Here is a 23416-nt window from a genome sequence, read left to right as displayed (position 1 = left end):
GACCCTGAGGATAAGCGGTATTGTGAAAAGAATTAAGTGCAATGAAATCAGCAAACGATGAATATTATGCATCCTGTCCTGCGCCGGATTGACCTCAACCTGCTGCCAGTCTTTGACGCGGTCTATCGCTCCCGCTCGGTGCGCCTGGCGGCGGAAGAGCTGGCAATGAGCACCTCGGCGCTGAGCCATGCGCTTTCCCGGCTGCGCAGCGCCCTCAACGATCCGCTGTTCTATCGCGAAGGCCACCGGATGTGTCCCAGCGTCTATGCCAGCCAGCTGGCGCCCTCTATTGCTTCGGCGCTGAAGTTTCTCAACCAGGAGCTGACGCCGCCGGCGGCGTTTGTGCCGGCCGCCAGCACCGACTGCATGCAGATTGCGATCACCGATTTCACCGCGTTCTGCGTCTTTCCGACGCTGATGCACCACCTGCAGCGTGAGGCGCCCGGGCTGCGGTTTGAACTCCGTTATCTGCCCCACAGCCCGGCGCTGACCGAGCTGCTGGCGGGCGAGGTCGACCTGGCCCTCGGGTTCAATACCCCTGACGAGCCAGCCCATCCCGATCTTGAGGAGATTAACTGGCTGCGGGACGAATATGTGGTCATCAGCCAGGCCGACCGGACGGCGCTGACCCTGGACGCCTACCTTGCGGCCCGTCATCTGGTGGTGACCCCGTGGAATGAGCAGCAGGGGGTGCTGGACTGTGAGCTGGAGCGGCAGGGCTATTCGCGGCAGGTGGCGATGAAAACCCCCTCGATGCTGAGCGCGCCCTTCATTATTGAGCAGAGCGACCTGTTGATGGCGCTGCCCCGGCGAGCGGCGGAGACGATGGCCCGCGCCGCCCGGCTGACCATTTTCCCGCTGCCGTTTCCGGTTCCGCCGTTTGACGTCAAGATTTACGCCCACCAACGCAGCGGGAAACGCGAGGCTACCCGCTGGCTGATCGCTCTGTTGCAGACGCTGGTGGGGGAGTCCGCCGCTTCCGCTTCCTGACGCGCTTTGCGGCCGGCAGCGTGTATCCTCACCTCAGGCCAGGGTTTTTATGCCGTCAACCCGCGGCGACGTACCCTGGCCTCGGTCACAAAACGGAAAACTGACTTTTGCGCCGTCACCCGCGGCGTGGTTAGCACGGGATGTGTTAAATGATTGTATGCAAAAGTAATGTTAATTAGTTAAATGTTATTCATGCGTAAAATGCATTAATGGATGCGTTTATTACGCTTATTTCGTTCCCGGTTCTGTTTCAGTCTTCAGCAACAGGCGCGCGACAACGCGTGGATAACAAACTGGAGACCTGCATGCATTCGACAACCTCACTGATGAGTACCCGTGACCGGATCGGCGCCATCCTGCGCGTCACGTCCGGTAACTTTCTCGAACAGTTCGACTTTTTCCTGTTCGGGTTTTATGCCACCTACATCGCACATACCTTTTTTCCGGCGAGCAGTGAATTCGCCTCGCTGATGATGACCTTCGCGGTCTTTGGCGCCGGCTTTTTGATGCGCCCCATCGGCGCTATCGTGCTTGGCGCCTACATCGACAAGGTGGGGCGGCGCAAGGGACTGATCGTCACCCTGTCGATCATGGCCACCGGCACCTTCCTGATCGTGCTGATCCCCTCTTACCAGACCATTGGCCTGTGGGCGCCGCTGCTGGTGCTGATCGGCCGTCTGCTGCAGGGCTTTTCCGCTGGCGCCGAGCTGGGCGGGGTGTCGGTCTATCTGGCCGAGATCGCCACGCCGGGCCGCAAAGGCTTTTACACCAGCTGGCAGTCGGGCAGTCAGCAGGTTGCCATCATGGTGGCGGCCGCGATGGGCTTTGCCCTCAACGCGGTGCTGGAGCAGAGCGCCATCAGCGACTGGGGCTGGCGCATTCCGTTCGTCTTCGGCTGCCTGATCGTTCCGTTCATTTTCATCCTGCGCCGTAAGCTGGAGGAGACCCAGGAGTTTACCGCCCGCCGCCATCATCTGGCGATGCGCCAGGTGTTCGCCACGCTGCTGGCGAACTGGCAGGTGGTTATCGCCGGGATGATGATGGTGGCGATGACCACCACCGCGTTCTACTTGATCACCGTCTATGCGCCGACCTTTGGTAAAAAGGTGCTGATGCTCAGCGCCTCTGACAGCCTGCTGGTTACGCTGCTGGTGGCGATTTCCAACTTCTTCTGGCTGCCGGTGGGCGGGGCGCTGTCTGACCGCTTTGGCCGCCGGCCGGTGCTGATTGCCATGACCCTGCTGGCGCTGGCTACCGCCTGGCCTGCACTGACCCTGCTGGCGAACGCGCCGAGCTTTTTGATGATGCTGAGCGTGCTGCTGTGGCTGTCGTTTATCTACGGCATGTACAACGGGGCGATGATCCCGGCGCTGACCGAAATTATGCCCGCCGAAGTGCGCGTGGCAGGTTTCTCGCTGGCTTACAGCCTGGCGACCGCGGTATTTGGCGGCTTCACGCCGGTGATTTCCACGGCGCTGATCGAGTATACCGGTGATAAAGCGTCTCCCGGCTACTGGATGAGCTTTGCCGCCATCTGCGGCCTGCTGGCCACTTGCTACCTCTATCGCCGTAGCGCCGTTGCGCTGCAGACGGCACGTTAATCAGGGAGAAGATGATGCGTAAAACGACAGGAACACTGCTGGCCACGCTGCTGCTGGCCGCCACCGGCGGCAGCGCGCTGGCCGCAGAGGTCACCGTGATGATCTCCGGCGGCTTCAAAGCGGCGCTGGAAAAGCTGGCCCCGGCGTGGGAAAAACAAACCGGCAACCACCTCGTGGTGATCCCCGGCCCGTCGATGGGGAAAACGCCGCAGGCGATCCCTAACCGCCTGGCGCGGGGCGAACACGCGGACGTGGTGATTATGGTCGGGGATGCGCTAACCAGCCTCGAAAAAGCGGGCCGTACGCAACCGGGTTCGCGTCGGGAGCTGGCCGACTCGCCGATCGGCGTGGTGGTGAAGGCGGGGGCGCCGCTGCCGGCTATCCATAGCGCAGACCAGCTGCGGGCGACGCTGCTGGCGGCGCCGTCGGTCGCGTACTCCGACAGCGCCAGCGGACGCTATGTTAGCTCGACGCTGTTCCACACCCTGGGCATTGATGACGCGATGCAGAGCAAAGCGCAGATGGTGGAGCGCATTCCGGTAGCCTCGGAAGTGGCGAAGGGACGGTATGCGATCGGTTTTCAGCAGGTGAGCGAACTGCTGCCGGTACCCGGCGTGACCTTCGTTGGCGAACTGCCGGATAACCTGCAGTACATCACCCGCTTTGCCGGGGCGGTGACTATCAGCGCCGACCACCCGCAGGAAGGCAAGGCGCTGCTGGCGTATCTGGCCTCACCGGCGGCGCAGGAGACCATCCACGCCACCGGCATGCGAAGCGTGGCCGCCACCACGCCGGTCAGCCAGAAGGATACTGTTCAATAATCAGCTTCTCCAGCTCTGCCGCCACGTAGGACTGAATACGGCCGCTGAGGCGGATCAGGCCTACCGTGCGCGTGACCACCGGGTCAGTGAGCGGCACAGCGCGGAGAACGGAATGCTCCCCGGCGGGCATCGACATCGCGGGCACGGCGGCAATGCCGATGCCCGCTTCCACCATCCCCAGCATCGTGGTGACGTGGCGGGTTTCGCAGATACTTGGCCGCGCCGGCGTCAGATGCGCCAGCTCCCGGTCGAGCAGCGTCCGGTTGCCCGAGACCCGATCCAGGCCAATATAATCCTGTTCAAAATACGCCTGCCAGCTGAGGTGCGTCTTGCGCGCCAGCGGATGATCGTACCGACAGGCGGCCACATAGCGGTCGTCGGCCAGTGGGGTGAATTCGAGACTGGCTGGCAGGTTTTTGGCAAAACAGAGGCCAAAGTCAGCCTGTCCGCTGCTGACGGCCTCAATCACATTCCCGACGCTGCTGTCAATCAACCGGATGCGCACCTGGGGATAACGCGCCTGAAAGCTGCGGATGATTTCCGGCATAAAGTAGTAGGCGGCGGAGGGCACCGTCGCCACCGTCACCAGCCCGGTGCGCGCCTTGCTGACCTGGCTGATATCCGCCAGCACCGTCTCGACATGGGCCAGCAGTTGCTCCGAACGTTCGGCAAAATTTTGCCCATACAGCGTGAGGGTCACCCGCCGGGTGGTACGTTCGAACAGCCGGTTGCCCAGCGCCGTCTCCAGCTTTTCGATGCGTCGGCTAAGGGCCGACTGCGACAGGCAGATGGATTCGGCCGCCAGCCGGAAACTGCCATATTCCATCAGGGCGCGAAAGGCGTAGAGATCGTTGAAGTCAAAATTCACGGGCATGGCGGCGGCATCCTTATCGGCTGTCTGGCGCCATCGCCCCGTCCGGCGAGGGGCGATGGCGGGTAGTCTATCGGGCAGGTCTTCGGGCGCGCGGGAAACCGCGCGCCGGGGCTTACACCTTAAGCAGTTTTACCGTGGCATCGATATCGATTTCGTCTTCCGAGAAGATCAGGGTTGTCCCCTGAAAGGTGGTGATCGCCAGCTTTTTCACCGAACGCATCTCTCCCGGCTGCACTGTGGATTTTGGCCGGATGCTGTTCATCAGCAGCCCGACCGACAGCACCGCGTTTTCTTTATCGACGCGGGTCTCGACCGGCTCCTCCTCATGGTACACCACATAGGATTTGATGGAGGTCAGCTTCAGCCGCTCGCCGGCGATATAGATATATTTGCTCTCCGGAATGACCTTCACCGCGTAGGCCGACAGCCCTTTATTGTTGGTGGTAGGTTCGAAAGTCACCGCCGCGTCTTTCTTGATAAGATCAGGATTGGCGACCTTAATCACGTGAAAATAACGATTTTCGCCGTTTTCATCTTTGATAAATCCAAAACCTTTATCTTTAAACCACGTTGTGATTGTTCCGTTCATCGCCATTACCGTATTACTCGTTGGTTAACACAAATTTTGCAGCGCGCAGTGTAAAGCACATTGCCTGTGCAGGCCATGCCTTTGCGATAAGTGTGGGTGATAAATGACGCCGCCGCGAGGGCGGATTGTGCGCCAGCATCGTGCCGGCGGCCAAAATGGGGTACTATCGCCAGCCACTCCTTCTTCGGGCCGCCTGATGTCCACCATTATCGATACCTTTGTCGCGCCGCCGTGCCGCGAACAGATCACCCTCTTGTATCAGGACGAACACCTGCTGTTGATCAATAAACCCACCGGGCTGCTGAGCCTGTCGGGCAAAGATTCGCGCAACCTTGACTCCGTGCATCACCGGCTGGTTCAGCGCTTTCCGGGCTGCACCCTGGTGCACCGCCTGGACTTCGGTACCTCCGGTCTGATGGTGGTGGCCCGCAACAAAGACGTTAACGCCTTGCTGTGTCAGCAGTTCAGCCAGCGCACGGTGGCAAAGGTCTATACGGCGCTGCTGTGCGGCCACCTGGCGGAAGACGAGGGGATCGTGGAGGCGGCAATCGCCAAAGATCCGGCCCGTTTCCCGCGCATGTCGCTCTGCGCCCGGCACGGCAAACCGGCGCGTTCGCGCTATCGGGTCATTGACCGCCTGTATCAGTCACGGGATGGGGAGAGGGTGCTGGCGTTAACCCGGGTGGCGCTTACCCCGGAGACCGGGCGCACCCATCAGCTGCGCATCCACTGCCAGCTGCTGGGCTATCCGATCCTTGGCTGCGATTTGTACGGTGGCCGGGAGCTGCCCGGCACGGAACAGGCTCCGCGGCTGATGCTGCACGCCAGCGAACTGCGCTTTGTCCACCCCGTCAGCCATGAGCCGATGCATATCCAGCAGGCGAGCCCGTTCTGATCGCCCGCGGCGAGAAAGCCCGGGGTTACCACATCAGATCGTCGGGCACCTTAAAGTCGGCGTACGGATCGTCTTCATCCTGCTCATCCTGACTCAGGGCGCTGTGCAACACGATGCTGCTGGCGTCGCGCTGGGCGATTTTCTCGGCCACCACCGCCGGAATAATCGCGTATTCACCTTCGGGCTTGTTATCCACCGCCAGGCGGGCAATCGCCAGACGGCCGTTAATCAGCTGGGTCTGGGTGGTCTTGTCGACCATGATTTTTTTGATCAGATTATTATCGGTGAAGTTAAAGCCGATATCGCCCCGGGCGACCGTAATGCGGTTCATCTCGATCAGCTGCTTCACCTGCGCTTTATACTCTTTCGCCAGCACCGCCTGCTTTTGCTGCTCGCTGAGCTGCTTATCGCGCTCCAGTTGAGCTTTTTTATTTTCTTCCACCGCTTCCCGGGCCTCACGGGCCTGAACGCGGGATTTTTTCGCCGTCCTCTGGACTTTAGCCATTTTTTTGCTGCTGACCAGGCCGGCTTTGAGCATCTGCTCTTGTAAGGTGAGTTTTGTCATCTGCGTGTCTGAAACTGAGGAAACATCTGCCCAGTATACCTGCATTGGCCGAAACGACGCCAGACTACCCACTGTTCGTTACCCCGATTAGCCTGACAGCCCCCCGCCGAAGCCGGGTTAACCCAGCCTCGCAGGCCCATCTTTCCCGTCCCCGGCGAAGGATCGTCGCCACCATTTTTGGCATGTCGACGATCCTTTTTTGTGATGGATTGTCTTTTTTGTGATCTTGATTGTAGTACAATTTTTATTAATAGTACTACTATGTGTCACAGGCAAGGATGAACAGGTTCACGTTTGTACTACCAGACTGGGTGGAAACGCGCTGAACGGAGTAAAGTAACCGGGCATAACCCCGTTAAGGACACGCTATGAACCTGACTAAAACCGATCGGCTGATGGTGACCCTGGGCCGCCAGATTGTGAGCGGCAAATATCTTCCCGGCGCGGCGCTGCCGGCGGAGGCTGACCTGTGCGAGGAGTTTGCCACCTCCCGCAACATCATCCGCGAAGTCTTTCGCTCGCTGGAGGCGAAGCGCTTGATTGAGATGAAACGCTATCGCGGCGCCTTCGTCGCGCCGCGCAGCCAGTGGAATTTCCTCGACAGCGACGTATTGCAATGGGCGCTGGAACAGGATGAAGACCCGGGGCTCATCGCGGCGATGAGCGAAGTGCGTAATCTGGTGGAGCCGGCGATAGCCCGCTGGGCGGCAGAGCGGGCCACCTCCAGCGATCTGGCGCAGATTGAGGCGGCGCTGAATGACATGATCGCCAACAACCAGCAGCGCGATGCCTTTAATGAAGCCGACATTCGCTATCACGAAGCGGTGCTGGCGTCAGTGCATAACCCGGTGCTGCAGCAGCTCAGCGTGGCGATTAGCTCGCTGCAGCGCGCGATATTTGAACGGACCTGGATGGGGGATGAGGCCAACATGCCGCAAACGCTCCAGGAACATAAAACGCTGTTCGATGCGATTCGCCATCAGGACAGCAACGCGGCAGAGCAGGCGGCGCTCACCATGATCGCCAGCTCGACACGAAGACTGAAGGAAATCACATGACATCTCGCTACATCGCTGTTGACTGGGGATCGACCAATTTTCGCGCCTGGCTGTTTGAGGGCGAACGCTGCCTCGACAGCCGACAGTCGGCGGCGGGGATCGCCCGCCTGAACGGTCAATCGCCGGCAGCAGTGTTAGCGACACAAATCCATGGCTGGCGCGAGGGGCGTACCCCAGTGGTCATGGCGGGAATGGTAGGCAGCAACGTGGGCTGGAAGAACGCGCCCTATTTACCGCTTCCCGCCGATTTCACGGCCATTGGCAACCAGTTGACCGCCGTAGATGAAGGGATCTGGATTGTCCCCGGGCTTTGCACTTCCCGCGAAGACCACCACAACGTCATGCGCGGCGAAGAGACACAGCTCCTCGGCGCACGCCTGCTGGCCCCTGCGGCGGTGTACGTCATGCCCGGCACCCATTGCAAATGGGTCAAAACCGACGGCCGGCGGATTGAGGACTTTCGCACGGTGATGACCGGCGAACTGCACCATCTGCTGCTGACGCACTCCCTGATCGGTGCGGGATTACCCGAGCAGCAGGCTGCGCCGGCGGCGTTTCACGCCGGGCTGGCGCGCGGCCTGGCCGCGCCCGCGGTGTTGCCACAGCTTTTTGAGACCCGCGCCGCGCACCTGTTGGGGGCGCTGGCCCGGGAGCAGGTGAGCGAGTATCTATCCGGCCTGTTAATTGGCGCGGAGGTGGCCAGCATGCGCGCCTTCATTGCCGACGAACAGGCTATCGCGATCGTTGCCGGCCCGTCCCTCTCCGCGCGCTATCAGCAGGCATTTCAGCTGCTGGGCCGCCAGGTGACGACAGTGTCGGGCGACGATGCCTTTCTGGCTGGTATAAGGAGCATCGTACATGCAGTGGCAAACCTCACTTCCGCTGATCGCTATTCTGCGCGGCATCACCCCTGACGAGGCGCTGGCGCACGTCGGCGCGGCGATCGCCGCCGGGTTCGACACCGTGGAGATCCCGCTCAATTCACCGCAATGGCAGCAGAGCATCCCGGCCGTGGTCGGGGCCTACGGCGCGCAGGCGCTGATTGGCGCCGGAACGGTGCTGCAGGAAGCGCAGGTCGATCGGCTGGCGCAGCTTGGGGCGCGGCTGGTGGTGACCCCCAATGTGCAGCCGGCGGTGATCCGCCGGGCCGTTGGGCACGGGATGACCGTCTGCGCCGGCTGCGCGACGGCAAGCGAGGCGTTTACCGCGCTGGAAGCCGGGGCGCAGGCGCTGAAGATTTTTCCCTCTTCGGCGTTTGGCCCCGACTATATCAGGGCGCTGAAAGCGGTTTTGCCCGCGTCGGTGCCGGTATTTGCCGTCGGCGGCGTCACGCCGGAAAACCTGGCGCAATGGATCGAGGCCGGTTGTGCGGGCGCAGGGCTGGGCAGCGATCTCTATCGCGCCGGTCAGCCGGTAACGCGGACCGCAGAGCAGGCCGCCGCATTTGTTAGGGCGTATCAAGAGGCTGTGAAATGAAAATAACCAAACTGACCACCTGGCGTTTACCCCCGCGCTGGATGTTCCTCAAGATTGAAACCGACGAGGGGATAGTCGGCTGGGGCGAGCCGATCGTCGAAGGCCGGGTGCGCACCGTGGAGGCGGCGGTACATGAGCTGGGGGACTATCTGATTGGCCAGGATCCGGCGCGGATCAACGATCTGTGGCAGGTCATGTACCGCGCCGGCTTTTATCGCGGCGGACCGATCCTGATGAGCGCGATCGCCGGTATTGACCAGGCGCTGTGGGACATCAAAGGGAAGGCGTTAAATGCGCCGGTCTGGCAGCTGCTGGGCGGCCTGGTGCGCGATAAAATCAAAGCCTACAGCTGGGTAGGAGGAGACAGGCCTGCCGAGGTCATTGCCGGGATTAAGACGCTGCGCGGGATGGGGTTTGATACCTTCAAACTCAACGGCTGTCAGGAAATGGGGATGATTGACAGTTCGCGCACGGTGGATGCGGCGGTGAACACGGTGGCGCAAATCCGCGAAGCATTTGGCAACGACATTGAATTTGGCCTCGATTTTCATGGCCGCGTCAGCGCGCCGATGGCGAAACTGCTGATTAAAGAGCTGGAACCCTATCGGCCGCTGTTTATCGAAGAGCCGGTGCTGGCCGAGCAGGCGGAGTACTACCCGCGGCTGGCGGCGCAAACCGCGATCCCGCTGGCCGCCGGCGAGCGCATGTTCTCGCGCTTTGAGTTCAAGCGGGTGCTGGAGGCCGGCGGCCTGGCTATTTTGCAGCCCGATCTCTCTCACGCTGGCGGCATCACCGAATGCTTCAAAATCGCCGGTATGGCGGAAGCGGCGGACGTGTCGCTGGCTCCGCACTGCCCGTTAGGGCCCATCGCGCTGGCCGCCTGTCTGCACGTGGACTTTGTTTCCTACAACGCTGTCTTCCAGGAGCAGAGCATGGGGATCCACTATAACCAGGGCGCCGAGTTACTCGACTTCGTGAAAAACAAAGCCGATTTCAATATGGAGGGGGGGTACTTTAAGCCGTTAATGAAGCCGGGGCTGGGGGTCGATATCGACGAAGAGAAAGTGATTGAGATGAGCCGACGCGCTCCTGACTGGCGGAACCCCGTCTGGCGCCTTGCCGATGGCGTGGTCGCCGAGTGGTAGTCCCCGGTTAATACCTGCTGCGATTCTTAATATCAATCTTTGCCTGGCGCGGGCGGTCTTCCCCTGCCCGAGGCAAAGTCATGGGGTTATTATTATGAGCATTGAACTCTGTACTTCTACATTAAAAAAGCTGAACAGCAAAATCATCCCCTTTATTATTATCTGCTATTTTGTCGCCAATCTTGATAAAACCAATATTTCCATTGCCGCGCTGCAAATGAACGCCGATCTGGGATTAACGGCCAGCATGTACGGCCTTGGGGTCGGCATGTTTTATATTTCCTATATTATTTTCGAAATTCCCAGCAACCTGATCATGACCCGGGTGGGGGCGCGGATCTGGATCGCCAGAATAATGATCACCTGGGGAATGGTGAGCGCCGGCATGGCGTTCGTCCAGACGCCGACCCAGCTCTATATTATGCGTTTTTTACTCGGCATGGCGGAGGCGGGATTCACCCCAGGGATTATTTACTATATCTCCTGCTGGTTTCCGAAGCGCAACCGGGCGCGGGCGATGTCGTTCTTTTATATGGGATCGGTGCTGGCGTCGATCATCGGGCTGCCCGTCTCGGGGCTGATTTTAAATATGCATGGCATTGCCGATGTTGCCGGCTGGCGCTGGCTGTTCGCCATTGAAGGGGTTCCCGCCATCGTGCTGGGGGCGCTGGTGCTCTGGCTGCTACCTTCCAGCCCGCAAAAGGCGGCCTGGCTCTCTGAGGCGGAGAAAGGCTGGCTGACGGCGCAGATTGCCGCTGATAACCGCGGCGCGGTAGTCAATCAACACGCCTCCTGGTTCAGTGCGCTGAAAAATAAAGTGGTACTCCTGCTGAGTCTGGTCTGGTTTCTGCAGGCGTTCGGCTCCATTGGTATCACGCTTTTCTTACCGCTGATCCTCAAAAGTATGGTCAGCGAGCAGAGCGATGTGATTATTAGTCTGCTGTCCGCGGTGCCGTTTATTTTCGCCTGCCTGTTTATGTACCTCAATGGCCGTCATTCGGATCTGACCGGCGAGCGGGCGTGGCATATGGGGCTGCCGCTGATTCTGGCCGGTCTCTCGCTGGCTGTCGCCATCTATGCCGGCAACCTGCTGGTTGCCTATCTGCTGCTGGTGCTCACCGTGGGCTTTAATTTCGCGCTAACGCCGGTGTTCTGGGCGGTGACCACCGAGAAGCTGGCGGGCGTGGCGGCCGCGGCCTCCATTGCATTTATCAACACCATCGCCAATTTTGTCGGCTTAGGCTTGCCGCCGCTGCTCGGGAAGATTAAGGACCTGACCAACAGCTATCACTCCGGACTGCTGATCGTCGCCGTGGCGCTGGCCCTCGGCGGAGTTATCGGCATCATCGTCTCCCGGAGCGGCCAGAAACCCTCCGCCTTCCACACTCTGAAAGAAGATAAGCTATGAAACTGAACGTGTTAAAACAGGCTTCGCTCCCGGATGCCCTGACCGCGGAACTGGCGCGACGCTATCACCTCGTGGAGCTGACAGCACTCACCGATGCCGACTTTCGCGCGCTGGCTGGCACCTTTACCATGCTCATCACCAACGGCGAAGCCACCGTGACGCGAGAGCTGATCGCCAGCCTGCCCGCGCTGGAGCTGATCGCCGTCTTTGGCGTCGGCTATGACGGCGTGGATGTGCAGGCGGCCGCTGAGCACCAGGTGCGGGTCAGCCATACGCCGGGGTGTTAACCGACGATGTGGCGGATCTGGCGCTGGGCCTGATGCTGGCGACCTCGCGGCAGATCGTCGCCGCCCACAAGTTTATCGAAGCGGGCGAGTGGGCGGCGGGCGGTTTTCCGTGGACGCAAAAAGTCTCCGGTTCGCGGGTCGGCATCGTGGGCATGGGGCGCATCGGCCAGGCCATCGCCCGGCGCTGCGAGGGGTTCGCCATGCAGATTGCTTATCATGACCGCAAGCGTCTCCCGGCGCTAAATTATGCCTGGCGGGAAGATCTGCTGACCCTGGCCGCGGAGAGTGATTTTCTGGTTATCTGCACGCCGGGAACGGCGGCAAACCAGGAGCTCATTAACCAGCCGGTGCTGGCGGCGCTGGGGGAGAAAGGGATCCTCATCAATATCTCGCGCGGCAGCGTGATTGATGAGCCCGCGCTGGTTGCCGCGCTGGAGAACGGGATTATCGCCGGGGCGGGGCTGGATGTCTTCAGCCATGAACCGGCGGTACCGGCCGGGCTGCTGCAGCGCAGTAATGTGGTCGTCACACCGCATATGGCCAGCGCCACCTGGAGTACCCGCGCGGCGATGGCGCAACTGGTGCTCGATAACGTTGCCTGCTGGGCTGAGAAGAAGGCGCTGCTGACTCCAGTGGCGGAAAGCCTGGCGGACTGACCGCAAAGCCGTGAACGCGCTGGGCTGCTGTATTGTACAGCGCGTTCGCGGCGGGGATTACTCCCGGGGCTGAAGCTGATAAATCCAGGCGCTGACCTGTTGTCCATCGTCGGTGCTCACCTCCACCGGCACCCGATCGTACCCCTCCTCAAAGTCGTCCAGCATGGGCCAGTGCGCCGCCAGCCGATCGGACAGGAACAGATAGCCGTTGACCCGCGGGCCGTGAGCGTCGAGGACGATCCCCGGAAAATCGGCGGCTGCGCCCCAGCCGCGCGCGTAAAAGGTGCCGGTGACGTAGCCGGGACGCCACTCGCCCCCGATCGCCTCCAGAATGTGCGCATTGCTGCGACCGGGACAGAGCGTCCCATAGACAAATAGCGGTTTCATTTTCTCTCTCTCGTTCGCCCTGATACCCGCCCACAGCGGAGCGGAAAACCAAAATACGGCGTAATTCAGCGCCTGGCAATGGCCGGGTGGGGCGGGGCACTCCTCCGGGCATCTCTCTGATGCTGGGGAACGCTTTGGCCTCGGCGCTAATGAAGGTATATCGATTGCGATGATATTTTTATTATTATTTATATTTAAGATCAATATAAATAAGCCTGACGGAGAGACTAATTCGCTAATTAACATTCAATGGGGAAATAATAAAACGATAGCTTATGGAATATTCCTTCTCAATGGATTAAACAAGAGCCATAAAAGCAGCCGTAGGTTGAATTCAGATATTATTTAGGGCCAGGCGTTACCTCCCCTGGCTTTTTCGCTTTATGATAAACCTCCCTTGTACAAAGAATACCATCTGACTTCTAAACCCTCGCTGGCAGAGTTGATATTTCCTTTCCCTGAAGCGGCAGGCAATAAATCGAGCCGAACGACGTTCGGGAGAAAAACCGCTAGTGATGAACAGGCCAGAGCAAAGGCAGAGGCTGAGGCGAACGTACGGCGGATGAAGGATATCCGCCGCGGCATTTGGTCCTGTCTGCAAACAGATGAAAGCGAAAGGCACAGGAGGTGCAATGAAGATTTTCCGCCCATTATGGCGCGACGGGGCTTTTCTGGTCCCGCAGCAGTTTCAGCAACAGGCTCGCTGGGATGCGCACGTCGCCGATACGGTCTCCCGCATGGCGCTCGCCCACCCGTGGGGGGTATTGCGCGCGGAGTTTGACGCCAGCGCGCTCACCCTTTCCCGGCTCAACGCCACCCGGCTGATCGTGCGTTTCGCCGACGGAACGCTGATTGACACCGAGCTGGCGGATACTCTGCCACCGGTCCGTGATGTCTCGGGCGTGATGCTGGACAGCGTGGAGGTTGTGCTTGCTCTGCCGCTGCTCAGCGCCAGCGGCGGCAATCTTGATGACGGCCAGGAGAGCGCCCGCCCGCGCCGCTGGCGCGCCGAGCAGGTGACCGTGCAGGAGCTGGCCGGCCATGAACGCAGCGAGCTGGCCGTTCTGCGGCACGCGCTGACGCTGCGTCTCTCCACCGAGGAAAATGCGGCCTTCCTTACCTGCCCGGTAGCGCGTCTGGTGCGCGATGCCCAGGGGCAGTGGATCGTTGACCCGGAATTCATCCCGCCGCTGCTGTCGCTGGCGGCAAGCCCGACGCTGGTCAGCGAGCTGGGTGAGCTGTTACATCGCCTGCAGGCCCGACGCAGACGCCTGATGGCCATGCGCCGTGAAAGCAATGCGCGGATGGCTGATTTTGCCGTGGCGGATGTTTCCCTGTTCTGGCTGCTCAACGCGCTGAACAGCGCCGAGCCGGTGCTCAGCGAGCTGCATCAGGACCCTTCGCGCCATCCGGAGCTGCTCTATCGCGAACTGACCAGGCTGGCCGGCAGTCTGATGACCTTCTCCCTTGAACATCATCTGGAAGCTATCCCCCGCTACCGGCATGCCTCGCCGGAGCAGGTATTCCCGCCGCTGTTTGCCCTGCTGGATACGCTGCTCGAAGTCAGCCTGCCCTCAAGGGTGATCGCCATCGCTCTGGAGCAGGGAGCCGACCGGGAGATCTGGCGGGGCAGGCTGCACGATGCGCGGCTGCGCGAGGGGGCGGATTTTTATCTGTCGGTGCGCTCTTCACTCCCCCCTCACCAGCTACAGAGCCGCTTTCCGCAGCTCTGTAAGGCGGGTAGTCATGATGATGTCGCCGAGGTCGTCAACATTGCCCTCAGCGGCATCGCGATCAAACCGCTGAGCCACGTGCCGGCGGCCATTCCGCTACGTCTGGAAAACCAATATTTCGCTCTGGATCTCTCCACCGATGCCGCCCGCGCGATGCTGGAGGCCGGCAACTGCACCTTCTATACCCCGGAATCGCTTGGCGACGTGAAACTTGAACTCTTTGCGGTACTGCGCTCATGAATACCCCTGAAAGCGATCTGATCAACAAAACTTTTTACCCGGGCTGGCTGATGGTCAGCCAGTTACGCTGCGGCCAGCCGGTGACCGATGGCGAGGCGCTCTATCGTCAGGCCTGTCGATGGGTGACCGAGGCGCGCGAGGCGCTGACGGCGGCGGGAGTCAGTGACACCAGCGCTGAGCAGATGCTCTATGCCTACTGCGCGCTGCTGGATGAGAGCGTCCTCAACCGCGCCAGTCAGGATGATGGCTACCGCAGGTGGCGCAAGGATCCGCTGCAGGCGCGTTTTTTCAGCACTCTCAACGCCGGGGAAGAGCTCTGGGAACGGATCCGCCAGCTGCTGCGAGAGCCCACGGCGGATGCGGCAGTGCTGACTTGTTTCTATCGTACTTTGCAACTGGGGTTTGTCGGGCAGTACCGCGCCCAGGATGACGAACGGCGTGAGGACGTGGCGCATGCGCTTGGCGCGCGGGTCCCGCCGTTCAGCCTGACCCAGGAGGCGCCGGTGGTGGTGGTTCGTGCCTCCCGGCTGCGCAGCGGACGGCGGATGTACTGGTGCGGCTGGGCGGTTGGCATTGTGGCGCTGGCCGCGCTGTGGTTGACCTTCTCCGCCGTGCTGTCACAGATGGTGGCGAAGATAGCAGGGCAGGGATAAGAGATGCGTGATAACGCCCGTCGTCTGCTTACGCTACTGACCGTCATCCAGGCCCTGTGGCTGGTGCTGGGCTTCTGGCCGCTGTCCATCGGCAACCAGGTGATCTTCAGTCTGTGCATCCTGCTGGCGGGCGGCGCGGCGCTCTGGCGTCAGCGTCGCCGGGCAGTCAGCCGTCAGCGATCGGAAATCGTCCTGCCGCCCGAGGATTTTCAGGGGGCGGTGGTTCTGGTCTGCGGGGATACCGACAGTCTGTTTCCCGGGCGTTCGGCGCACTGCGAAACCCGTCACGGCTGGTATCTACGGGGAGACAGCGCGGAGCAGTTGCCGCTGCTGGCGCAGTACCTGGCGGCGGCGCGTCCGGCGCTGGTATCGCAGGTTTCCGTGCTGCTGGCAGTGGTACCGGAGCACCACCCCACCGGGGAGCAACTGGCGCAGTCGCTGCGCGACTGGCGACGGAGTATCGTTCAGTGCCGAACCTGGCTAAACGGTCTGCCGCCGGTGTGGAGCGTGTTCTGGGTGACGCCGCCTGGCGGCCAGGCAGGGGAAAGCCGCTGGTTTACCGTCACGCCGGAGAGGCCTGGTCTCCAGGTGCAGCAGAAAGGACAAGCGCCCCAGTCGGTTGCCGAGTGGCAGCGGGAGGGCAGCCCTGCCTCACGCCTGTATCAGACGCTGTGGCTGGAGAGCATTCTGACCTTGGCCGAAAACGCTCTTTTCCGGCCATTCCGCGCCCGGCAGGCGGAACTTCCTCCGCTGAACCTGTGTGCCGCGGGCATCTGCCTGACACCGGTGGTAGCGGTGGCAAATAACCTCTGGCAACAGCAAATCGCCGGGATCACCACGCTCTCCCCGGGCAACGCCGCGGCGCCAGGTCCTCACCCGCTGCCGGATCTTCTTCTGTCGTCACTGCCGCACCGCCACGGGGTCAGCCGCCGGATGCGCGATGCCGGTCTTGCCGCTGGCGTGGGCTTCCTCTTTCTGGCGCTGGCGATGCTGGCTTCCTTTATCAACAACCAGCGCCTGGTGCGCAGCGTCGGCGATCATCTGGCGGTGTATCACCGCCTCAGCGGCACGCCGCCGACGCCGAAGCTGCAGGCGCAGCAGCGTCTGCGTGCCGACAGCCGCCAGCTGGATGACTGGCTGCGCCGGGGAGAGCCGTTGCGTTACCGGCTGGGGCTGTATCAGGGGATGCGGCTGATCCCCTTCGTGGAAGCCGCTATCAATGACTGGGCGCCGCCCCCGCCGGTGCGTCCGGTCATTAAGCAGGTTGTGCAGGGGCCGCAGACGATCCGCCTCGATAGCATGGCGCTGTTCGATACCGGCAAATCGACGCTGAAACCGGGTTCGACAAAGCTGCTGGTGAACTCGCTGCTGGGCATTAAGGCCAAACCCGGCTGGCTGATCGTGATGGCAGGCCATACCGACAGCATCGGCAACGATAAATCCAATCAACAACTCTCCCTGAAGCGTGCCGAGGCGGTCCGCGACTGGATGCGCGATACCGGCGATGTGCCGGAGAGCTGTTTTGCGGTGCAGGGCTACGGCGCAAGTCGTCCTGTCGCCAGCAACGAGACGCCAGAGGGGCGGGCGCAAAATCGCCGGGTGGAGATCAGTCTGGTCCCGCAGAAGGACGCCTGTCTGACGCCGGGCACGGCTAATACGTCAGGAGCCGGGGCTGACGCCTTAAAAAACGAAACCGAGTAATCCGCGACCCCGATCGCGGAGGTTGAACAACAACATTATGCCTGCCTGACCCTGTGCGCTACGGGTTCCTGATAAACAGGAAACAGCGATGGGCGGTAGCGTGCCTGCAGCCAGTCAATCTTGTCGGCAAAGCGGGGCCTCTGCGGGGATGAAGCGCAGGAAAGAGGGGATAAAGGCGCTCAGCATAGATAGCGCTAAGGACAGTGCCAGAGAAATGCTGGCGGCGATAAACGTTGAAGGTTCCGGTTTCTGGCTGCTTTTTTTATTTCTCAGTCAGTGAATATAAATATCTCTGGGGTTTCCTTTTAGTTATGAAACTCCTGGTGGGGTATCTGAGGTATCGCTATGCACATAAATATATTTATGATGAATGAGATGATTATCATTAAACAAAATTAAACAGGGCGTCCTGTTAATTGATTTTTGGTGGTCATTACTGCGGAGTAAAACAGGAATATAATGGATACCTTTTCAATGATTACCGGCACCACCCTTAACCGTTACCAGCTGGATATTCCTTCATGTACCGCATCGCTGGATGTGGAAGAATTCAGTGGTGCAGAAAAGCTGAGTGAACTTTATTATTACACCATTACGTTTACCAGCGCAGAGAAAAACATCGATGCCGCACAGCTCCTGAGCAAACCCGCCATGCTGACAATGGGCGGCGGCGCACTGCAGCAGCTGGCGGACTGCAAACGCGTCCATGGTGTGATTACCACCTTCCGGCGCGTCAATCGTTCTGAAGATCAGTCGACCTATCAGATAACCCTCCAGCCGTTTCTCTTCCTGCTGGATAAACAGTTTCGCAGCCACCGTTTTTTCGTCAACAAATCGGTACCGGAGGTGGTGGAGCAGGTATTGCAGGAACATCACCTGCATGACTGGGAGTATGAGTTTAATCTCAAGCAACACTATTCGCGGCGTGAGCAAATTAATCAGTATCAGGAGAGCGACCTGGCGTTTATCCAGCGCCTGCTGGCAGAGGTGGGGATATTTTATTTCTTCACCCTGCAGGAAGAGGCCCAGAGCGAAGTGGTCCACTTCGCCGACGCGCAGCGGGCGCTGATGTTCGATAAAACACTCCCTGTAAACAGCCCGTCCGGGATGAGCGACAGCGGTGCGGAATCGATATGGGGTCTGAACATCACCCACAACGTCGTAGAGGCGAACGTCACTACCCGGGATTATAACCCCCGCGATGCGCAGAGCGTTCTCCAGTCGGCGACAGCGGATATGACCCGGGGAAATGGTGAAGGCATCACTTACGGTGAGGTATACCACTATAAGCTTCGCCACTGGGAGCGTGGCGATAAAATCGACCCGCAGACGGAGACCGCCAACTTCTATGCCCGCCTCGACCATGAGCGTTTTCTGGCTCACCAGACGCTTATTACCGCGAGCAGTACTGCAGCCTGGCTGGCGCCGGCCCAGGTGCTGACCGTTACCGACAGCCTCCCATCGACCCTGCCTGCGCCCGTGCAGGATCCGCTGTTAATCACCGGCACCGGTTTTACCGCCAGCCGCCGGGAGGCGCTGCGGGTGACCCTGCTGGCGGTGCCCTACAGCGAAACATTGTGCTGGCGTCCGCCGCTGCTGCCGCGCCCGAAGGTGACTGGCACCATGACGGCGCGGGTGACCAGCGCGAAGGCGAATGATATCTACGCCTGGCAGGATGCGTCCGGCCTGTACCGGGTGAAATTTGACGCTGACAGAGAGGAGAAAGGGCAGGGTCAGGAAAGCATGCCGGTGCGTCTCGCCAAACCCTACGGCGGCGACGTGTACGGCTTTCACTTCCCGCTGATCCAGGGCACGGAGGTGGCGATTGCTTTCCACGAAGGCGACCCTGACCGGCCGTATATTGCGCATGCGCTGCACGACTCGCGGCATGTCGATCCTGTGACGGAGAAAAACAGCACCCGCAATGTGATTCGTACTCCGGCCAATAATAAGCTGCGAATGGAGGATAAGCGCGGCGAGGAGCATATCAAGCTCAGCACCGATTACGGCGGCAAGACGCAGCTGAACCTGGGGCATAACGTGAATGCGCAGAGGGAGTTGCGGGGCGAGGGGGCGGAACTGCGTACGGATAAATGGGTGAGCATCCGGGGCGGTGAGGGGGTGTTTATCAGTGCGGATAAACAGCCTTCGGCAGGCGACAGGATGCTGGCAATGGAGGAGGCGATTGCGCAGCTTGAAAATGCCCTGGGTATTGCGAAAAGCCTGGCGTCGGCAGCGGAATCGGCTCAGGCCCTGCCATCGGATACCGGCAACCAGCAGACGCTGAACGATGCGCTGAAAGAGCTGGCGCAGCCGGGGATAGTGCTGAATGCGCCGCAGGGCGTGAGCATCAGCAGTCCGCAGGCGGTACGGTTGTCTTCGGGTAGCGCCAGCGTGGGGATTGTGTCACAGCAGAATACGGACATCAGTGCGCTGAAACGTTTTACGGTGGCGGCGGGAGAAGCCGTCAGCCTGCTGGCGCGAAAGGCGGGGATGAAGCTGTTTGCGGCGAAGGGAAAGATGGAAATCCAGGCGCAGGATGATGCGCTGGAGGCGACGGCGAAAAAGGATATCACCGTGACCAGCGTGGAAGGGCGAGTGGAAATCACGGCGGCGGAGGAACTGGTGGTGAACTGTGCGGGAGCGTATATCAGGCTAAGTGGTGGCAATATCGAGCTGGGCTGCCCGGGGAATATTCTGCTGAAATCGGCCAATGTGCAGAAAATGGGCGCAGCTGATTATGATGCAAACAAACCTGAGCTTCCCGTCGGTTTCAGTGAGTTTTTTACTGCAAAAGATGAAGAGTCCGGGGAGATTTTACCTTTTACCCGGTACAGGATAACAACCGGTGAAGGTAAAGTATTTGAAGGCAGGACCGATGCGGAAGGTAAAACTGTTGCAGTTTATACTGCCCTGCCTGATGCCCTGCATATAGAATTACTTTAAAGAATGAAGGAATAGCATATGGCTACCGGAGAAGAGAAAAGTAAAACATCGGTACAAGGGACGGGAACGGTTGTAAAAGGAAAATATGGCCCAGAATGTTATTTTCACCCAGGTAGCGCAACATTGCTTTTTCTGGAGGCTTCAGATACTAAAATTATCGAACAGGAGCATGATTTTCTGTCTGGCTTGCTTGAAACTCAGAAACAGGCGCAAAAAAATCTTGATGATATTAATTTTGAAGCAATCACTCAGGCAGGCAGAGTGCCAGCAAGAAAATTTGAAAGTGAAATCACTAAAGCCTATGAAGCCTTAAACAAAGCAAATCAGGCTTTGCGGAAAGAGCTTATGTCACTAACAGCGAATCCTCCGGAGGGGGAATTGCTTAATGATAAAATGAAAGATACTGCCATTGGTATAATGGAACTTATTCCGCTTAAAAATAACACAATGAAAGGGTTCAAGAAAACTTATGTGCGTTCCGATAAAATAAAACACCAGTGGCGAACATATAAGCTCAGCGAAGTTGATAAAGAAAGTGGTGAAGCCGGTTTCATAAAATATAAAAACAAAACTATTGTTTCTCAGGATGCGAATGGTAATCAGGTTAATAAAACCATACGTCAGGGAAAAATAGATACAGCGGAACTAAAAAAACAACTAAGTAACGTACCTGTTTCACTGAAATTCGATCTTGTTGACGATACGAATGTTATTGTCAGTCACTGGGCAGAGGAAATGAACAAATCTCTGACCTGGCCAAAGGGGGATGGTAAAGTCGACGAATCTGTTTATCACCAGTATGTTGATATTAGCGCGCAGGCTCAACTGATGCGCTACAGCCATGGAGGGGGTGCATCAGCGGAATATAATCCGTCAGAAAAAAAACTGGAGGGCAAAATAGAAGGTCATGCCAGTTTTGCACTGGGGGAGGCGAAGGCCGAAACGGCCCTGTACCTGCCGGACAGGTTAGGTGTCAGCCTTTTATTTCCGGCGAAAAAAGTGACTCCACAGACACCGGATGGTGTCTGTAATATGGGAGCGCTGCGTTTTGCCATGAAACTGGTATTGTCAGGTAGCGTTGGTGCCAGTGCTGCAATTGAATTAGGGGTGACAGTAGACTGGAGTGGAGAAATGGGAAAGGGCTATGGCATTAAAGGCCGTCCTGCAACCCTGACTGCCCCACCGTTACCAGGACAGCAGCAGGTGAATTTAAAGACCTCAACAATACCTGAAGCACAGGGGGGAGATGAAATTGGTGTTTTTGTTGGTGCTCAGGCGGGAGGTAATATCAGTGGTGCCATTGAGTGGTTTGACCCGCATCCTGATGATACGCCAGTAGCTAAAGGTGTTGAGAAAGATAACAAACCCATTGTCAATAAAGAGAAGAAGTTTGCCGCGATAGCCAAACTGGAAGCAGGGATGACGGTGCAGGCAGGCGCTGGGGGAAGTGGGGTTTTTTATATCACCTATATTCAGGGACGTTTTCGTATTTACTGTAAAGCGGCTTTATGTTGGGGAGTGGGAGCCAAAGGGGAAGTCGGTTTTGAAGTTGATGGCAGCAGCTTTGCGGCTTTTATGAAGAGTTTTATGTTTATGCTAAGGAATGTGGATTATCAGAAGTTAGAAGATATGATGGGAGAGAATGCTTTTAGAGGATTATGTGCAATCCCAATAATTATAGCAGCAGAAGGAATACAAGCACTGGAGAAAAGATATAATCAAGTTGTGGATATATTGGACAGCTTAAGAGTAGATCTTCTGGAAGAAAATAAACGTGTGGATTTGATGAGCAGTATTTTGTCTAATCCGGATCAGCTAAAATATACTCCTCCAGAAACAAAAGGGGCAGTGATTGCCACATTAATTGACAGGGACTGGATGGACTGGCTTGACCCTCGCAATCAGAATAATGATTTTTTTTCCATTAACAGCTGGAAGCTTGGTCCTTTAAAGAGACGAAAACAAGCGGTGTTTATGGCGCTGAAGTGGATACAAAGTCAGGCAGATTATAACAATGTCATGCAGCATTTGACGTTGTCGCCAGGGGAGAAGAAAGGTACTAAAGAATTGAATGAAAAAGATGTGATTAAGTTTTTAGTCATTGGAGAACGAAAATTGTTTTTCTATACCAATTATGGCGAAAAGCTCACCTTATTGCATAATAACCTTCCGGTTTCCGTTGGCCCGGATGAACCATTTAGACCTATTCCGGATATCCTGATGTCAGAATATCTTGCCATGATCGACGACCAGCATCCGTCGGGTACAATGACTGCCTGATGCAATGGCTGAGGTGATAAGATGAGAAAATTAATCGTAGTTGCTTCCGTTGCTGCCGGTTTACTGACCGGGTGCGATCAGGGAAATACCACCGGGAGTGAAAAAGCAGCTAAAGCACTTGTGGATAAATCGGTCTCTAATATGGTCCCCGTTCAGGGTGGTGAGTTTTTAATGGGTGATTTTGGTCCATTAGTTGGTCAAAAATTACCTTTCAGCATACAACAGGATGATAAAACTTTACATAAGGTTATTTTAAGTGGTTTTTCGATATCAAAATATAAAGTCACTAACGATGATTTTAATGTTTATTTGAAAGTAACAGATAAAAAAAATCCACCTGTGGATATACTGGCAAAACGTCATCCTTCTCTGCTAAAGGGGGATTATCCTGCAGGTGTTATCTGGCAACAGGCAAAAGATTATTGTCAGTGGTTAGGTAAAAAATCCGGTAAAAAAATTGATTTGCCGACAGAGGCGCAATGGGAGTTTGCAGCAAGGTCCAGAGGTCAGTATCTTCCGTTTGCTACTAACAATGGTGAGTTTTCACCAGGAAAAAATGTCCCAAGCCAGGATGAACTGAATAAATACACTGACGGGATGGGGCTTCCCATTTATCCAGTAGGTAAATACCCATCAAATCCCTTAGGGCTGTATGATATGGGATTGAGTGGTTCAGAATGGACCAATGACTGGTATGCAGCAGATTATTACTCCAACTCTCCGGTAAAGAATCCTCAGGGACCAGAGCAAGGGACCGAGAAAGTGTTGCGTGGGAATGTTGGCGGCGACAGACAGTACGCATTGACTATGTTTAGACAATCTGCTTCACCACTCCCAGAAGAAGTTGATGGTGACTATGAAAAATATGGTGTTGGTCCGCAGTATGTATTTCGTTGTGTCGTTAATAAATAATGTGTGATGCCATCTCTTATTTTAACCGAGTCAGAATGCTCAACTAATATTCGGCTGAACCGGATAGGATATTTAATCTATCCCGGATTTCCTGATGTCAGAATATCTTGCCATGATTGATGAGCTGCACCCGACGGGGACAATGACTGCCTGATGCAAAGGCTTAGGTGATAAGATGAGAAAATTAATCGTAGTTGCT

General features: G+C 57.8%; 18 protein-coding genes and 5 pseudogenes. 19 read left to right on the top strand and 4 right to left on the bottom strand.

The annotated features are described in order from the left end of the window. Window positions 1–57 precede the first annotated feature (57 nt). The 3 genes from A1WC_RS09995 to A1WC_RS10005 all read left to right on the top strand — a co-directional run bounded on the left by A1WC_RS09995 (window position 58) and on the right by A1WC_RS10005 (window position 3412). The gene (locus tag A1WC_RS09995) at window positions 58–990 is read left to right on the top strand and encodes a LysR family transcriptional regulator (RefSeq protein WP_012541307.1); all 933 of its coding nucleotides are present in this window, start codon (window positions 58–60) and stop codon (window positions 988–990) included. A 305-nt stretch (window positions 991–1295) separates the two neighbouring features. Then, on the top strand, window positions 1296–2591 hold the full coding sequence (locus tag A1WC_RS10000) for an MFS transporter (RefSeq protein ID WP_032432118.1): 1296 nt from the start codon (window positions 1296–1298) through the stop codon (window positions 2589–2591). 11 nt (window positions 2592–2602) lie between these two features. Then, window positions 2603–3412 carry a substrate-binding domain-containing protein gene (locus A1WC_RS10005; protein WP_008804347.1) on the top strand — a complete coding sequence of 270 codons (810 nt, stop codon included), beginning with the start codon at window positions 2603–2605 and terminating at the stop codon, window positions 3410–3412. Here the strand turns inward: A1WC_RS10005 and A1WC_RS10010 are convergent. Both A1WC_RS10010 and A1WC_RS10015 read right to left on the bottom strand, forming a co-directional pair. Beyond that, window positions 3387–4286 (bottom strand): LysR family transcriptional regulator, encoded by a 900-nt coding sequence (locus tag A1WC_RS10010; RefSeq protein ID WP_008804348.1) that lies wholly within the window; start codon window positions 4284–4286, stop codon window positions 3387–3389. The two genes, A1WC_RS10005 and A1WC_RS10010, sit on opposite strands and share 26 nt — an antisense overlap. A 112-nt stretch (window positions 4287–4398) precedes the next feature. Further along, on the bottom strand, window positions 4399–4881 hold the full coding sequence (locus A1WC_RS10015; RefSeq protein ID WP_012541308.1) for a cold-shock protein: 483 nt from the start codon (window positions 4879–4881) through the stop codon (window positions 4399–4401). A 190-nt stretch (window positions 4882–5071) separates the two neighbouring features. On the opposite strand from A1WC_RS10015, the gene A1WC_RS10020 reads away from it, so the two are divergent. Beyond that, entirely contained in the window at window positions 5072–5770 is a 699-nt protein-coding gene (locus A1WC_RS10020) for an RluA family pseudouridine synthase (protein WP_032691208.1), read from the top strand. Between the two features lie 25 nt (window positions 5771–5795). Here A1WC_RS10020 and A1WC_RS10025 read toward each other — a convergent pair whose 3' ends face one another. Beyond that, the gene (locus A1WC_RS10025) at window positions 5796–6335 is read right to left on the bottom strand and encodes a DUF2058 domain-containing protein (RefSeq protein ID WP_012967804.1); all 540 of its coding nucleotides are present in this window, start codon (window positions 6333–6335) and stop codon (window positions 5796–5798) included. A gap of 368 nt (window positions 6336–6703) precedes the next feature. On the opposite strand from A1WC_RS10025, the gene dgoR reads away from it, so the two are divergent. From dgoR to A1WC_RS0125230, 6 genes and pseudogenes are all read left to right on the top strand, one after another. After that, window positions 6704–7393: a D-galactonate utilization transcriptional regulator DgoR gene (dgoR, locus tag A1WC_RS10030; protein WP_012967805.1), complete on the top strand. Its 690-nt coding sequence runs from the start codon at window positions 6704–6706 to the stop codon at window positions 7391–7393. Further along, window positions 7390–8307, top strand: coding sequence for a 2-dehydro-3-deoxygalactonokinase (locus A1WC_RS10035; RefSeq protein WP_012541312.1), 918 nt, complete (start codon window positions 7390–7392; stop codon window positions 8305–8307). Before dgoR ends, A1WC_RS10035 begins: the two co-directional genes overlap by 4 nt. Then, complete coding sequence (locus A1WC_RS10040) at window positions 8252–8869, top strand: 2-dehydro-3-deoxy-6-phosphogalactonate aldolase (RefSeq protein WP_016161351.1); 618 nt, start codon at window positions 8252–8254, stop codon at window positions 8867–8869. The genes A1WC_RS10035 and A1WC_RS10040 overlap by 56 nt, the downstream gene beginning before the upstream one ends. Beyond that, window positions 8866–10014 carry a galactonate dehydratase gene (dgoD, locus tag A1WC_RS10045; RefSeq protein WP_016161350.1) on the top strand — a complete coding sequence of 383 codons (1149 nt, stop codon included), beginning with the start codon at window positions 8866–8868 and terminating at the stop codon, window positions 10012–10014. The genes A1WC_RS10040 and dgoD overlap by 4 nt, the downstream gene beginning before the upstream one ends. Before the next feature lie 94 nt (window positions 10015–10108). Then, window positions 10109–11422, top strand: a complete 1314-nt coding sequence (locus A1WC_RS10050; protein ID WP_016161349.1) for an MFS transporter — start codon at window positions 10109–10111, stop codon at window positions 11420–11422. Next, a pseudogene (locus A1WC_RS0125230) lies at window positions 11419–12365 on the top strand (2-hydroxyacid dehydrogenase). The gene A1WC_RS10050 and the pseudogene A1WC_RS0125230 overlap by 4 nt, the downstream one beginning before the upstream one ends. 57 nt (window positions 12366–12422) lie before the next feature. On the opposite strand, the gene A1WC_RS10055 reads toward A1WC_RS0125230, so the two are convergent. Further along, window positions 12423–12752 carry a gamma-glutamylcyclotransferase family protein gene (locus A1WC_RS10055; protein WP_016161346.1) on the bottom strand — a complete coding sequence of 110 codons (330 nt, stop codon included), beginning with the start codon at window positions 12750–12752 and terminating at the stop codon, window positions 12423–12425. 632 nt (window positions 12753–13384) lie between these two features. Between A1WC_RS10055 and tssK the strand changes: the two genes are divergently transcribed. The 9 genes and pseudogenes from tssK to A1WC_RS28535 all read left to right on the top strand — a co-directional run. Continuing rightward, window positions 13385–14725, top strand: a complete 1341-nt coding sequence (tssK, locus tag A1WC_RS10060) for a type VI secretion system baseplate subunit TssK (RefSeq protein ID WP_016161345.1) — start codon at window positions 13385–13387, stop codon at window positions 14723–14725. Next, on the top strand, window positions 14722–15378 hold the full coding sequence (tssL, locus tag A1WC_RS10065; protein ID WP_016161344.1) for a type VI secretion system protein TssL, short form: 657 nt from the start codon (window positions 14722–14724) through the stop codon (window positions 15376–15378). Before tssK ends, tssL begins: the two co-directional genes overlap by 4 nt. A gap of 3 nt (window positions 15379–15381) precedes the next feature. After that, on the top strand, window positions 15382–17079 hold the full coding sequence (locus tag A1WC_RS10070) for an OmpA family protein (protein ID WP_016161343.1): 1698 nt from the start codon (window positions 15382–15384) through the stop codon (window positions 17077–17079). A gap of 184 nt (window positions 17080–17263) precedes the next feature. Continuing rightward, window positions 17264–17388, top strand: a pseudogene (locus A1WC_RS27995) (hypothetical protein). Between the two features lie 150 nt (window positions 17389–17538). Then, entirely contained in the window at window positions 17539–20025 is a 2487-nt protein-coding gene (locus A1WC_RS10080; protein WP_016161341.1) for a DUF2345 domain-containing protein, read from the top strand. A gap of 921 nt (window positions 20026–20946) precedes the next feature. Then, window positions 20947–21976, top strand: a pseudogene (locus A1WC_RS0125225) (hypothetical protein). Window positions 21977–22227: 251 nt separating this feature from the next. Further along, a pseudogene (locus A1WC_RS28540) lies at window positions 22228–22305 on the top strand (hypothetical protein); the annotation flags it as partial. A gap of 21 nt (window positions 22306–22326) precedes the next feature. Next, the gene (locus A1WC_RS10085; RefSeq protein ID WP_016161339.1) at window positions 22327–23217 is read left to right on the top strand and encodes a formylglycine-generating enzyme family protein; all 891 of its coding nucleotides are present in this window, start codon (window positions 22327–22329) and stop codon (window positions 23215–23217) included. A gap of 79 nt (window positions 23218–23296) precedes the next feature. Continuing rightward, window positions 23297–23371: pseudogene (locus tag A1WC_RS28535) on the top strand (hypothetical protein); the annotation flags it as partial. Window positions 23372–23416 lie beyond the last annotated feature (45 nt).

The organism is Klebsiella sp. KTE92 (assembly GCF_000398905.1).
Classification (GTDB): Bacteria; Pseudomonadota; Gammaproteobacteria; order Enterobacterales; family Enterobacteriaceae; genus Klebsiella; species Klebsiella variicola.
Note: the sequence above shows the minus strand (reverse complement) of the source record. Positions and strands in the feature narration are given on the sequence as shown.